The following is a 13,023-nucleotide window of genomic DNA, read 5'->3' as shown; positions in this document are numbered from 1 at the left end:
GGACCGCTCGGCTCACACCTGCCGGCTCGGCTCACACCTGCCGGGTCGGCTCACACCTGCCGGGTCGGCAGCACCACGAGCTGCCGCAGGTTGACGTGCCGGGGGCGGCTGGTCGCATAGCCGACGACGTCGGCGAGTTCGGCGGCGGACAGCCCGCCGATGCCCTCGAACATGCCGTCCAGGATCCCGGACAGCTCGGCGTTGTCGAGGTGGTCGCCCAACTCGGTCTGCGTCAGCCCCGGCTCGACGTTGGTGACCCGCACGTCACGCGGCCCGAACTCGGTGCGCAGGGACTGCGAGAGGTAGGTGACGGCGGCCTTGGTGGCGCCGTACACCGCGAAGTTGGGGAACACGGCGCCCGCGGCGATGGACGAGACGTTCACCAGGTCGGCCGTGCGCCCCTCGGCGGCGGCGCCCACCAGGTCCCCGGCGAAGGCGCGGATCAGCCGGAGCACGCCGGTGACGTTGGTGTCGAGCATCCGCTGCCACTCGTCGATCCGGCCGTCGTCGATCGGGTTGCCCAGCATCACGCCGGCGTTGTTGACGACCAGGTCGACGGTCCCGTACCGGGTGTGGATCCGGTCGGCGGCCGCGGCCACCGAGGCCTCGTCGGTGACGTCCGTGACGACGGCGAGGGCCTCGCCGCCGTCGGCGCGGATCTTCTCGGCGACCGTCTCCAGCCGGTCCCCGCGCCGGGCCAGCAGCGCGACCCGGGCGCCCGAGGCGGCGAGCACCACGGCCACGGCCGCACCGATGCCGCTGGCGGCCCCGGTGACGACGGCGGTACGGCCCGAGAGAGCGGCGTACTGAAGCTGGGACATGCGAACTCCTCGTGCTGACGGCCCGGGAACGGCTCCCCGGCCTGGCCCGCACCACTCTCATCGCGCGGTCCCGCGCTACCCAGGGATGCTTTTTTCCTGGGTCTGCCAGTACCAGGTTCGCGGCCCGCCTCTCCCCTACCCTCGAACGCATGGACGGGGACCTCGGAGATTTCCTGCGCTCGCGCCGCGCCCGCATCCGGCCGGAGGAGGTGGGACTGCCCTCGTACGGCCGCCGGCGGGTACCGGGGCTGCGGCGCGAGGAGGTGGCGCAGCTCGCCGGGGTGAGCGTCGACTACTACATCCGGCTGGAGCAGGGCCGGGGCCCCGGGGGTCCCGCCCGGACGAAGTCCGGCGGAGTCAGCGACACGGTCCTGGACGCCGTAGCCCGCGTCCTGTGCCTGGACGAGACCGAGCGCGCCTATCTGCACGCGGTCGCCCGCCCCCGCAGGCCCGCCGGCCGCCCCGCCGCGCCCCGCGTGCGCCCGGGCGTCCAGCTGCTGCTCGACAGCATGGAGCGCACCCCGGCGTTCGTACTGGACGTGCGGATGGACGTGCTGGCGTGGAACGCGCTCGCCGACGCGGTGTTCGACTACGGCCGGATCGCGCCCGAGGCCCGGAACATCCCGCGGCACGTCTTCCTCGACCCCGCCTCCCGCGCGTTCTACCCGGACTGGCCGGCGGTGGCCGTCCAGTGCGTCGCGCATCTGCGGGTGCGGGCGGGCCATCACCAGGACGATCGTCGGCTGGCCGCGCTCGTCGGCGAACTCTCCCTGAAGAGCGACGACTTCCGCCGGCTGTGGGCCGACCATCCGGTCCGGGAGTGCGCGTTCGGCGTGAAGCGGATCCAGCACCCGGTGGCGGGCCTGCTGACCTTCCCCTACGAGACGATGGCCCTCCCGGCGGACCCCGACCAGTACCTACTGGTCTACACCCCGGAACCGGCCTCGGAGACGACGGAACGGCTGGCGTTGCTGAGCAGTTGGACCTCGCCCGCCCCCGCCCCCGGGCCCGCGGAACGCGGCTGACGCGTCGCGGACAGAGCTATGCGCGGGGACCGCCGCACCCCCGTTACCGGGGGGCGGGACGACGGCGGTCCCCGCGAGGGACGCGGGCCGGGTCAGGCCGGGCCTACGCGTCCATGGCGTCTGTGGATGGTCCGGGAGCCGCTCCGGAGGTCCGTGACGCCGTTCGGTTGCCGGTGGGGCGGGGAGCCGCTCCCGCCCTTCCGACACCCACAAATATGCCGGACGCGTGTTAAGCGAGTGCTGCGCGGACGTGACGCCCTCGTACCACTTCCGCGAAGTCCGTCCATTCGGTGGGCAAACGGAAGTTCAGCGCCCGCAGAGGCCGTTCACCGGAGGTTTCCCGGGAGTTGGGTCCTGTCGCCCGGGTAGGTCACTTCCCGCCCTTGGCCAGGAAGGCCAGCAGGTCCTGGCGGCTGACGACCCCGGTGGGCTTGCCCTCCACGAGGACGATCGCCGCGTCCGCGGTGCCGAGCACCGACATCAGGTCGCCGACCGGCTCGCCGGAGCCGACCTGCGGCAGCGGGGCGGACATGTGCTTCTCCAGCGGGTCGGAGAGCGAGGCCCGCTGGGTGAACAGCGCGTCCAGCAGCTCCCGCTCCACGACCGACCCGACGACCTCGGCGGCCATGACGTCCGGGTGCCCGGCGCCCGGCTTCACGATCGGCATCTGCGAGACGCCGTACTCGCGCAGCACCTCGATGGCCTCGCCGACGGTCTCGTCCGGGTGCATGTGCACGAGGGACGGGATGGCGCCGTGCGCCTTGTCGTTCAGCACGTCGGCGACGCGCGCGCTCGGACCCTCGTCCTCGAGGAAGCCGTAGTCGGCCATCCACTCGTCGTTGAAGATCTTGCTGAGGTAACCGCGACCGCTGTCCGGCAGCAGGACGACCACGACGTCGTCCGGCCCGAGCCGCTCGGCGACGCGCAGCGCGGCGACGACGGCCATGCCGCACGAACCGCCGACGAGCAGCCCCTCCTCCTTGGCCAGCCGGCGGGTCATCTGGAAGGAGTCCTTGTCGGACACGGCGACGATCTCGTCGGCGACGGTCCGGTCGTAGGCGGTCGGCCAGAAGTCCTCACCGACGCCCTCGACGAGATACGGCCGCCCGGACCCGCCCGAGTACACCGAACCCTCCGGGTCGGCGCCCACGACCTGCACCTTGCCGTCGCTGGCGTCCTTCAGGTAGCGCCCGGTCCCGGAGATGGTGCCGCCGGTGCCCACGCCCGCCACGAAGTGGGTGATCCGCCCGTCCGTCTGCTCCCACAGCTCAGGGCCGGTGGAGTGGTAGTGCGAGAGCGGGTTGTGCGGGTTGGAGTACTGGTCGGGCTTCCACGCGTCGGGCGTCTCGCGCACCAGCCGGTCGGAGACGTTGTAGTAGGAGTCCGGGTGCTCGGGATCCACGGCGGTCGGGCAGACGACGACCTCGGCCCCGTAGGCCCTCAGCACGTTGATCTTGTCGGTGCTCACCTTGTCGGGGCACACGAAGATGCACTTGTACCCCTTCTGCTGCGCCACGATGGCCAGCCCGACCCCGGTGTTCCCGCTGGTCGGCTCGACGATCGTGCCGCCGGGCCGCAGCTCGCCGCTCTTCTCCGCGGCCTCGATCATGCGCAGGGCGATGCGGTCCTTCACGGAACCGCCCGGGTTGAAGTACTCCACCTTGGCCAGGACGGTCGCCTGGATGCCCTTGGTCACGCTGTTGAGCTTCACCAGCGGGGTGTTGCCGACGAGGCTGATCATCGAGTCGTGGAATTGCACCGTTGTCTCCGGTTGCTTGCAAAAACAGTGGTCGTAGTTGGTGACGCCAGAGTACGGCGCAGGTCACCGGTGGGGCGCATGTTCACTCCTCGTCGAGATTGGACGACGGTCCGTACGGGGCAAGGAGTGGGTGTACGGACACGAGGAGGTGGCGTCGAGGCATGACGAGCATGTCGAGGGCGAGAGTGGCCCGGCGCATCGCGGCCGGCGCGGCCTATGGCGGCGGCGGCATCGGGCTGGCCGGAGCGGCGGTGGTGGGGCTGGTGGTGGCGGAGGTGCATCTGGCCCGCCGCCAGGTCAACAACGGGGCGCATCCGCACGTCCCGCAGGCGGACGGCCGCTACGGCCTCGCCTACGACGCCCCCGGGCCCGGCAAGGAACCCCTGCGGCTGACGATGCTGGGCGACTCCACGGCGGCCGGCCAGGGCGTCAACCGCTCCGGGCAGACCCCGGGCGCCCTGCTGGCCTCCGGCCTGGCGGCGGTCGCGGAACGCCCGGTGGAGCTGCGCAACGTGGCGCTCCCCGGCGCCCAGTCCGACGACCTCGACCGGCAGGTCGCGCTGGTCCTCGGGGACTCCACCCCGGTGCCCGACGTCTGCGTGATCATGATCGGCGCGAACGACGTGACCCACCGGATGCCGGCCACCCGCTCGGTCCGGCACCTGTCCTCGGCGGTACGGCGGCTGCGCACGGCCGGCGCGGAGGTGGTCGTGGGCACCTGTCCCGACCTGGGCACGATCGAGCCGGTCCAGCAGCCGCTGCGCTGGCTGGCCCGCCGGGCGTCCCGTCAGCTGGCGGCGGCGCAGACGATCGGCACGGTCGAGCAGGGCGGCCGCACGGTGTCCCTGGGCGACCTCCTCGGCCCCGAGTTCGAGGCCAACCCGCGGGAACTGTTCGGCCCGGACCACTACCACCCCTCGGCGGAGGGCTACGCGACGGCGGCGATGGCCGTCCTCCCCACGGTCTGCGCGACCCTCGGCCTGTGGCCGGCGGAGGAGGAGCGCCCGGACGTCTCCCGCCGCGAGGGGTTCCTGCCGGTGGCCCGAGCAGCGGCGGAAGCGGCCTCGGAGCCGGGCACAGAGGTGACGGCAGCCATGCCGACGGGCCCCCGGGGCCCCTGGGCCCTCCTCAAGCGCAGGCGCAGGCGCCGCGTCCCAGACGCCGAACCGACCCGACCCAGCCCATCCGGCGTCTGAGAACAAGGCCCACCCCTTCCAGCCCGCCCGGCGCTTGAGGACACGGCCCACTCCCTTCCAGCCCGCCCGGCGCTTGAGGACACGGCCCACTCCCTTCCAGCCCGCCCGGCGCTTGAGGACACGGCCCACTCCCTTCCAGCCCGTCCGGCGATTGAGGACAAGGCCCACTCCCTTCCAGCCCGTCCGGCGATTGAGGACAAGGCCCGTTCAGGGCCGGAAGGGGGGTCTGGGGGCACAGCCCCCAGGGAACGGCACCCACCCGCACACTTCCGCCGATCCGCCGGAGGCAAAAGCAAGCGCTTAGAAAGTGCGGCCAGTGTCACACCGCGATACCCGTGACCGAGCCGATACGTGCAGGTAACTTCCCACACAGCCCTGCCCGTCCGTCCGCACCCACGCCAATGGAGCCGTCATGCCCGAAGCAGTCATCGTCTCGACCGCCCGTTCGCCCATCGGCCGCGCCGGCAAGGGCTCCCTCAAGGACCTGCGCCCGGACGACCTGACCGCGACCATCATCCAGGCGGCGCTCGCCAAGGTCCCCGAGCTGGACCCGAGGGACATCGACGACCTGATGCTCGGCTGCGGTCTCCCCGGCGGCGAGCAGGGCTACAACCTCGGCCGGATCGTCGCCGTGCAGATGGGCATGGACCACCTGCCGGGCTGCACGATCACCCGCTACTGTTCCTCCTCGCTGCAGACCTCCCGCATGGCCCTGCACGCCATCAAGGCCGGCGAGGGCGACGTCTTCATCTCGGCCGGCGTCGAGATGGTCTCCCGGTTCGGCAAGGGCAGCTCCGACGGTCTCCCGGACACCATGAACCCCCTCTTCGCCGAGGCGCAGGCCCGCACCGCCGCCGTCGCCGCGCAGGAGGGGACGACGTGGCACGACCCGCGCGAGGACGGGCTGATCCCCGACCCGTACATCGCGATGGGCCAGACCGCGGAGAACCTGGCCCGCGCCAAGGGCATCACCCGCCAGGACATGGACGAGTTCGGCGTCCGCTCCCAGAACCTCGCCGAGGAAGCCATCAAGAACGGCTTCTGGGAGCGCGAGATCACCCCGGTCACGACCCCCGACGGCACCGTCGTCTCCAAGGACGACGGCCCCCGCGCCGGCGTCACCATGGAGGGCGTCGCGGGCCTGAAGCCGGTGTTCCGCCCGGACGGGCTGGTCACCGCCGGCAACTGCTGCCCGCTGAACGACGGCGCCGCCGCGGTCGTCATCATGAGCGACACCAAGGCCCGCGAGCTCGGCCTGACCCCGCTCGCCCGCATCGTGTCGACCGGCGTCTCCGGCCTCTCCCCCGAGATCATGGGCCTCGGCCCGGTCGACGCGAGCAACCAGGCGCTGCGCCGGGCCGGCCTCACCATCGACGACATCGACCTGGTCGAGATCAACGAGGCGTTCGCCGCGCAGGTGATCCCCTCCTACCGCGACCTCGGCATCGACCTGGACAAGCTGAACGTGAACGGCGGCGCCATCGCCGTCGGCCACCCCTTCGGCATGACCGGCGCCCGCATCACCGGCACGCTGATCAATTCCCTCCAGTTCCACGACAAGCAGTTCGGTCTGGAGACGATGTGCGTCGGCGGCGGCCAGGGCATGGCGATGGTCATCGAACGCCTGAGCTAAGACCCGCGAGCCGAGACCCGCGCCGAAGCCCTCGATCGGGGCCTGCGCGTAACCGTTTCAGCACCTGTCGTGACGATCCGGCCCGGAGTCCGAAAAGCACCTGGACTCCGGGCCGTTCTGTGATCCAATCTCCCCCAGGATGTGACCTATCTCCCTCCCCGGAGGGATTTACGCAGCTCAGCGCCATTCGACACCAAACACAAGGACCAAGTTCCTGTCCGTTTCGTGACGTTACGCACTGACAGTTGGATAGTCCACCCTTCAAGCTGATGTAGGAAGTCGGGGGTCGACTTTGAACCGGGAGTACGTCAGTGAGCGCCATGCCGATCGCCTTGCTGGTCACCACGGCCGCCACGGGCGCCGTGGGCGTCGCCGTCCTGCGCACCCTCTTGCAGTTGCGCCGGCAGGTCGCCGCCCTGCACACCCAGCTCGCCAGGAGCTCCGAGGACGCCGCCGCGGAACTGCGCGGCTTCGTCCCGGCCGCCCGCACCACGGCCGACGCGGCTGAGATACGCGCCGCGGTCGCCGAGGCGCTCGCGGAGGAGCGGGAGCGGGAGCTCGCCGAGGCACGCGCCTTCTGGGCCGCCCAGGAGGCCCGTGACGCCTCCGACGCCCCCTCCCTGCTGGGTCTGCCGGACAGCGAGCTGTTCCTGCCCCGACAGACCGATTTCGTGGGCCTGGAGCCCCTGGAGCCGGTGGCCGAGCCGGGCGCGGACGCCGATGACTTCGCCGGGGAGTCCCCGGAACTCGCCGCGGCCCGCCGCCGCCACCCCTCGCACCCGGACTTCGTGCCCGTACAGTCACCGGTCGTGAACGATCACGAGCGCACGGTGGCCACCCTCGAGGAACTGGCCGCGTCGCAGATCGAACTGACCGACGTCCGCCCGGGCCCGCTCGGCACCCTCGACGTCTACGTCTTCGCCGACGGCACCACGCTCTGCATGACCCCGGGCCACCGTGAGACGGCGGACCGCCTCGCCGCGGCCCTCACCGCCGGCGAGACCCCGTTCCTGCTCGGCGGCTCCGGCATCTCGGGCGCCTACACCCTGACCTTCCAGTGCGGCACGGACAACGTCTACATCCTGGCGGACCGGGTCATAGCGAGCCTGTAGGGGCCTGTAGGGGCCTGTAGGGGTCACACCGCGGCGCGCTTCTGCGCCTGCGCCACCAACTCCAGAGCTTCTTCCAGCTGGCCCTCGTCCGTGAGCACGAGGGCCAAGTCGTGCACGGCGACCGTGATCTGGTCCGCGGCGGCGAACATGCCCGCGTCCGGCATCTCCCGGGGCTCCGCCGAAGGGTCCTCGATCCGCTGCGCCCGGCGGACCAACTCCCGGGCCAGTTCGAGGGCCTCCGCCGCGCCGCCGCGCTGGAGCCGGCTCTGCGAAGCGGCCCGCAACCGGTCGGCGAAGTGATCCACGGCTTGGGTGAGAGGCGTCGTATCAACCACGCCGCGAGACTACGCGTCGCACCGGGACTGTTGCCAACGGGCGAACACTCAGGCACCGTGACCTGAAGGACCGGCTTACATCCCCTTTGCTACCGGAGGCGCCGATGTCCCATGTCCTCTCCGAGGAGACCCACCGCAACATACTGGCCCGTATCCCACACTGCACCGGTCGTGAAGTCGCCGACTGGCTGCGCACCGTCGACGAAGGCCCCGCTCTCCGCTTCGAGGAGAAGGTCAGCTGGCTGCGCGCCGAGCACAACCTCGCGTACGGCCACGCCAAGGCGATCATCCATGAGTACGACCTGAGGAGGGCCGCGCGCAAACTCCTCTAGCGCGCACGCGACACACACCCACTACGGACACGGCGAAGGGCCCCGGGATCGAGATCCCGGGGCCCTTCTCACGATGCTGTGCGTCAGTCGCTGTTCAGGATCGACAGGAGTCGCAGGAACTCCATGTAGATCCACACCAGCGTCAGCGTGAGGCCGAAGGCGGCGAGCCAGGCCTCCTCGCGCGGGGCGCCGTAGGCCACGCCGTCCTCGACCTGCTTGAAGTCCAGGGCGAGGAAGGCCGCGCCGAGCAGGATGCCGATGACACCGAACACGATGCCGAGCGGACCGCTGCGGAAGCCGAGGCCGTCACCGCCGCCGAAGACCGTGAACAGCAGGTTCACGACCATCAGCAGGACGAAGCCGAGCGCGGCCGCCATCACGAAGCCGTAGAAGCGGCGGTTGACGCGGATCCAGCCCGCCTTGTAGGCCACCAGGACACCGGCGAAGACCGCCATGGTGCCCAGCACGGCCTGCGCGACGACGCCGTCCCCGATGTACGTGGACACCGCGCTGGAGATCACGCCGAGGAAGACGCCCTCGAGGGCGGCGTACGACAGAATCAGCGCCGGGACGGGCTTGCGCTTGAAGGACTGGATCAGCGCCAGCACCATCGCGACCAGACCGGCGCCGACGGCGATGCCGTACGACTTGCCGATGTTGGCCTCGTCGACCGGCAGCAGCAGCCAGGACAGCACCGCCGTGAGGACCACGGCGCCGAGCGTGGTCGCGGTCCGCGCGACGACGTCGTCCATGGTCATCCGGCCTGTGGTGGCCGGGGCCTGCGGCGGGGCGCCCTGCTGCAGGCCCTGCTGGGCGTAGGGGTTCTGCGCGTACGGGTTGTCGGCCGGCTGGGCGTACGGGTTGCCCTGCTGCGTGCCGACTGCGGGTCCCCCGGCCTGCGGCGCGGCGTTGAAGCCCGCGTAGCCGTTGTCGCGGCTGAACCCCCGTCGCGAGAAGACCGGGTTTCTGCTCTCCATTTCGCTCCTCCGTGGCCACACTGCGCGGCCTTGGGCTCAAGGGTAATAGGTAGGCAAAGGATTGACCCTAGTGCTTGAGGAGGATCTTTCCCTCTTGCTGCTGCGCAACACGCTACGCGGCGTCGTGATTCCCCACACAGGAGGGCTTCATTCATGACAGAGCCGGGACATGGCCGGAACCGCACAGTGATCGAACGGTCCGGCCGTTCGATCACCCGAACGGGAACCCGGTGTACCCCTCGGCCAGATCGGTCTCGGCGGCGCGGGAGGAGGCGATCCGCTCCAGGCGGGCGAGCTGGAGGCGGCTCTCGAACGGCGTGGCGTCGGGGGCGGGGTGCAGCAGGGTCGTCATGTCGTAGGAGAACCGCTCGGCCTGCCACACGCGCCGCAGACAGGTCTCGGAGTAGGCGTCGAGGAGCTCGGCCGAGCCCGTCTCCCGCCGGTGCGTCAGCGCCCGGGCGAAGGTGACGACGTCCCCGACGGCGAGGTTGAGCCCCTTGGCACCGGTCGGCGGCACGATGTGGGCCGCGTCTCCGGCGAGGAAGAGCCGGCCGTGCCGCATCGGCTCGTGGACGTAGGAGCGCATCGGGGTGACCGACTTCTGGGTGATCGGCCCGCGCTCCAGCCGCCAGTCGTCGTCCGTCTCGAAGCGGCGCTCCAGCTCGTCCCAGATCTCGTCGTCGGCCCAGGCCTCGGCGTCGGTGCCGTCGGCCACCTGGAGGTAGAGCCGGGAGACGGACGGGGAGCGCATCGACAGCAGCGCGAAGCCACGGTCGTGGCGGGCGTAGACCAGCTCGTCGTGCGAGGGCGGCACATCGGCGAGGATGCCGAGCCAGCCGAAGGGGTACGTCCGCTCGAAGACCCGGGTCAGGTCGGCCGGGACCGCCTTTCGCGAGACCCCCCAGAAGCCGTCGCAGCCGACGACGTAGTCGCACTCCAGGACGTCCTCGACGCCTCCGTGGCGGAAGCGGACGCGCGGGCGGTCGGTGGCGGCGTCCTCGACGGCCAGGGCCTCCGCCTCGAAGAGCAGCGGGCCGCCCGCCTTCAGCTGGAGGGCGATGAGGTCCTTGCACACCTCCGTCTGGGCGTAGACCATCACCGACCGGCCGCCGGTGAGGGCGGGGAAGTCGACGCGGTGGCGCTTCCTGTCGTACCGCAGCTCGATGCCGTCGTGGCGCAGCCCCTCGCGGTCCATCCGCTCCCCGGCGCCGGCCGCGCGCAGCACGTCGACCGTGCCCTGTTCCAGGATCCCGGCGCGCTGCCGCTGTTCGACGTAGGCCCGGTCGCGGCTCTCCAGGACGACGGAGTCGATGCCGGCGTTGTGGAGCAGCCGGGCGAGGAGGAGGCCGGCGGGGCCGGCGCCGACGATGCCGACAGTGGTGCGCATCGGTCGTTCCCTTCAGACGTTGTCCGCTCAGAGACTTGTTCGCACAGTGAAGTTTCCTTCACTCTCTTCGCACGTGAGTGTGCGCCCGCACTCAGCCGGTGTCAACGCCTCGAAGGATCCCGGGCCCGAGAGCCGGCCTGACGAACGGCTGTGCGTCGGACGGGCCAGACGTCCCGCTGGTTCACGAAGCCCAGCGACGTCAGTCCCTCGCTCGCGCACAAGCGGTCGGATGCACCGCCCACCTCGGTCTGCAGGAGCTGATACGCGGCGCTGTGCTGGTGCCCCCAGTGCATCGCCGCCCGCCACAGAGTCCGTCCGTACCCGACGCCGCGGTACTGCGGCAGGACGCCGAAGTACTGCGGCAGCAGCCGGGCCCGGCCGGTCGGGTCCGTCATGGTCTCCATGGGGCCGATGGCACCGGCCACGCTGCCCTTGTCGAGGACGGTGAGGACCGGGCCGACGGTCCCGGCCCGCATCTGGTCGTGGAGGAAGGCGAAGCCGTCCTCGGCCATCAGCTCGGCGAGCACGGCGAACCGCTCGGGGTCGGCGAGCTGCTTGTGGTCCAGTACCTGCGCGTCGGGTGCCGGGCCCGGCCCGAAGGCGGTGAAGTCCTTGAGGTGGACGCGGGTCGCGCCCCGGGCGTGCGCGTCGGGCTGGTCGGGGCTGAGGAACCAGACGATCCGGGCCCGGCCCGCGCCGTGGGCCGCGGCGAGCTTCCGCGCCAGGTCGGCGCCGGCCGTCAGGCTGTCCGGCTCAACCCCGTAGACATGGACCTTGACCGTGCCGTGCCCGCGCTCCAGGAGTGTGGGCACGAGGGTCTGACGCTGGTCGTGCTTGATGGCGTCAGCCAGCACGCGTTCGGCCTTGGTGTCGGACCAGCGGCGGTCTTTGTCGTAGGGCAAGAAGCGGCCTGTGCCCGCCGCCTCCACGACGGCCTCGAACAGGTCGGGAAGGGGATCGTCCCGGCGAACAGGGCCGAGAGTCGGGATGTACGGCACAGGCATCAGGGGCTCGATCCAGCCCCAACGGAAGCGCATGCCCCGCACGCTACCCATGTCGAGGAGGCGCTGCGGGCCCCGGCGCAATGTCGCGCCGGGGCCTGCGGGCCACTCGCCGGTCAGGTCTAGTGCGGGTTGTCGTCACCGGCGGCGCAGCTGCACTTCGCGCTGTCCATGACGGTGTCCATGTCGGCGATCCCGGTGACCCGCGTCACCGCAGGGGTGGGGTCCAGGACCGGCCGCGTGAAGTACACCGCACCTCCCTGGGGTCCGTCGTCCGGGAGCGGACGCCTCGGCGAGATCTCGACTGCTACAGCGGTCATCGTCACCCTGCTTTCTTCTCTCCGTGCCGGCAGTAAGCCGCCAGCGGGGCCTTCGCCTCCTGGTAGTGCTTGGCCAGGGGCCTGCACACGCGGCAGGAACCGGAGATCGTGCAGCCCGAGCAGCCTCCGGTGCGAAGCATGAGGCGGTCCGCGATCGCGCCCAGCCGGGCAAGGCCCTCGATCCCCTCGTGGGGGAGGCTGATCTGGTCGTCGCGGCCGATCTTGCAGATGGACACCAGCCCGTGCGGGTCCATGTGGAAGAAGGTGTGTCCGGCGTTGCAGCCCGTGAAGGTCTTCCGCAGCCGCAGGTGTTCCTTGGACTGCGCGGTGAGTACGTCGCCGCCGCCGTAGATCGTGGGCGTCATGTTCGTGAAGACCTCGTACTCCACGCCCCACGACTCACACAGGCCGATCATCGCCGCCTCTTCGTGCCCGTTGTCGTCGGTGACGACGATGCTCATCCGCAGCGGCAGACGGGCGTGGCGGGCGGCGTTCATACCCTGGACGAACTGGTCCCACGCGCCCGCGCGCTGCGTCAGCTCGTCGTAACTGGCCTTCGTCGCCCCGTACATGGACACCGTGACGCGGTACGGCGGGCGCTCCCTGAAGAGGCGGAGCAGGTTCTCCCGCCACAGCAGCGAGCCGTTCGTCGAGACTGTGATCATCATGCCGAGGTCCCAGGCGTGCCGGTACGCGCGCGTGAAGTCCCGGTCCATGGTCGGCTCACCGCCGGTGACCTGGAGGAAGAGGACGCCGGCCCGGGCCATGATGTCCAGGCAACGCCGCTTGTCCGTCCACGCCATCCCGGACTGCACCTTGACCCCGAGGTAGCAGTGCTTGCAGTCGTAGTTACAGCCGAGGTTGAGCTCGTAACTCGCCTTGCCGTAGCCCCGGTCGGACGGCTGCCGAACGAGTAGGAAGTCACCGACCGGGCGGCCCGTGACGTCGAGGTCGTCCCACCGCTCACGAACGGCGGCGACGAGCCAGACCGGGGTCGGCGCAGCGGGGTCGACGGTGCGTAGCTCCTCGTACCGGTCTTCCGGGAGGAGCGCGCCGTCACGACTTCCCGGGCGTACGAGTACGTGCTGTTCCAGGAACGGCGCGGCGATCAGGGTATGCATGAGA

13 protein-coding genes are annotated in these 13,023 nt (G+C 70.9%); 5 read left to right on the top strand and 8 right to left on the bottom strand.

Features of this window, described 5'->3' with window-relative positions; translation table 11 throughout:
- Positions 1 to 50: 50 nt before the first annotated feature.
- Positions 51 to 821, bottom strand: a complete 771-nt coding sequence (locus ACWD4O_RS32400; protein ID WP_451285342.1) for an SDR family oxidoreductase — start codon at positions 819 to 821, stop codon at positions 51 to 53.
- Positions 822 to 970: 149 nt separating this feature from the next.
- Here ACWD4O_RS32400 and ACWD4O_RS32395 point away from each other — a divergent pair, with 149 nt between their 5' ends.
- Positions 971 to 1,846, top strand: coding sequence for a helix-turn-helix transcriptional regulator (locus tag ACWD4O_RS32395; RefSeq protein ID WP_451285341.1), 876 nt, complete (start codon positions 971 to 973; stop codon positions 1,844 to 1,846).
- Positions 1,847 to 2,216: 370 nt separating this feature from the next.
- Here the strand turns inward: ACWD4O_RS32395 and ACWD4O_RS32390 are convergent, their stop codons facing one another.
- A complete protein-coding gene (locus ACWD4O_RS32390) occupies positions 2,217 to 3,605 on the bottom strand; it encodes a cystathionine beta-synthase (RefSeq protein WP_358803319.1) in 1,389 nt (462 codons plus the stop codon).
- A gap of 161 nt (positions 3,606 to 3,766) precedes the next feature.
- On the opposite strand from ACWD4O_RS32390, the gene ACWD4O_RS32385 reads away from it, so the two are divergent.
- The 3 genes from ACWD4O_RS32385 (at position 3,767) to ACWD4O_RS32375 (ending at position 7,546) form a co-directional block, all read left to right on the top strand.
- Entirely contained in the window at positions 3,767 to 4,801 is a 1,035-nt protein-coding gene (locus ACWD4O_RS32385) for an SGNH/GDSL hydrolase family protein (protein WP_451285339.1), read from the top strand.
- Between the two features lie 412 nt (positions 4,802 to 5,213).
- The gene (locus tag ACWD4O_RS32380) at positions 5,214 to 6,434 is read left to right on the top strand and encodes an acetyl-CoA C-acetyltransferase (RefSeq protein WP_451285337.1); all 1,221 of its coding nucleotides are present in this window, start codon (positions 5,214 to 5,216) and stop codon (positions 6,432 to 6,434) included.
- Positions 6,435 to 6,745: 311 nt separating this feature from the next.
- Positions 6,746 to 7,546 carry a hypothetical protein gene (locus tag ACWD4O_RS32375; RefSeq protein ID WP_450949661.1) on the top strand — a complete coding sequence of 267 codons (801 nt, stop codon included), beginning with the start codon at positions 6,746 to 6,748 and terminating at the stop codon, positions 7,544 to 7,546.
- Positions 7,547 to 7,569: 23 nt separating this feature from the next.
- Here ACWD4O_RS32375 and ACWD4O_RS32370 read toward each other — a convergent pair whose 3' ends face one another.
- Positions 7,570 to 7,881: a hypothetical protein gene (locus tag ACWD4O_RS32370; RefSeq protein WP_450949662.1), complete on the bottom strand. Its 312-nt coding sequence runs from the start codon at positions 7,879 to 7,881 to the stop codon at positions 7,570 to 7,572.
- A 104-nt stretch (positions 7,882 to 7,985) separates the two neighbouring features.
- On the opposite strand from ACWD4O_RS32370, the gene ACWD4O_RS32365 reads away from it, so the two are divergent.
- A complete protein-coding gene (locus ACWD4O_RS32365) occupies positions 7,986 to 8,213 on the top strand; it encodes a DUF4287 domain-containing protein (RefSeq protein ID WP_020128488.1) in 228 nt (75 codons plus the stop codon).
- An 83-nt stretch (positions 8,214 to 8,296) separates the two neighbouring features.
- Here ACWD4O_RS32365 and ACWD4O_RS32360 read toward each other — a convergent pair whose 3' ends face one another.
- From ACWD4O_RS32360 to ACWD4O_RS32340, 5 genes are all read right to left on the bottom strand, one after another.
- The gene (locus tag ACWD4O_RS32360; RefSeq protein WP_451285334.1) at positions 8,297 to 9,190 is read right to left on the bottom strand and encodes a Bax inhibitor-1/YccA family protein; all 894 of its coding nucleotides are present in this window, start codon (positions 9,188 to 9,190) and stop codon (positions 8,297 to 8,299) included.
- 211 nt (positions 9,191 to 9,401) lie between these two features.
- Positions 9,402 to 10,577 (bottom strand): 4-hydroxybenzoate 3-monooxygenase, encoded by a 1,176-nt coding sequence (locus tag ACWD4O_RS32355; RefSeq protein ID WP_451285332.1) that lies wholly within the window; start codon positions 10,575 to 10,577, stop codon positions 9,402 to 9,404.
- Between the two features lie 101 nt (positions 10,578 to 10,678).
- Entirely contained in the window at positions 10,679 to 11,614 is a 936-nt protein-coding gene (locus ACWD4O_RS32350; RefSeq protein ID WP_451285330.1) for a GNAT family N-acetyltransferase, read from the bottom strand.
- A gap of 86 nt (positions 11,615 to 11,700) precedes the next feature.
- Positions 11,701 to 11,898 (bottom strand): hypothetical protein, encoded by a 198-nt coding sequence (locus ACWD4O_RS32345; RefSeq protein WP_450949666.1) that lies wholly within the window; start codon positions 11,896 to 11,898, stop codon positions 11,701 to 11,703.
- Positions 11,899 to 11,900: 2 nt separating this feature from the next.
- The gene (locus ACWD4O_RS32340; protein ID WP_451285327.1) at positions 11,901 to 13,019 is read right to left on the bottom strand and encodes a radical SAM protein; all 1,119 of its coding nucleotides are present in this window, start codon (positions 13,017 to 13,019) and stop codon (positions 11,901 to 11,903) included.
- Positions 13,020 to 13,023: the final 4 nt, after the last annotated feature.

It is taken from the genome of Streptomyces sp. NPDC002623 (assembly GCF_053592635.1).
This window is presented reverse-complemented; position numbering and strand designations above follow the sequence as displayed.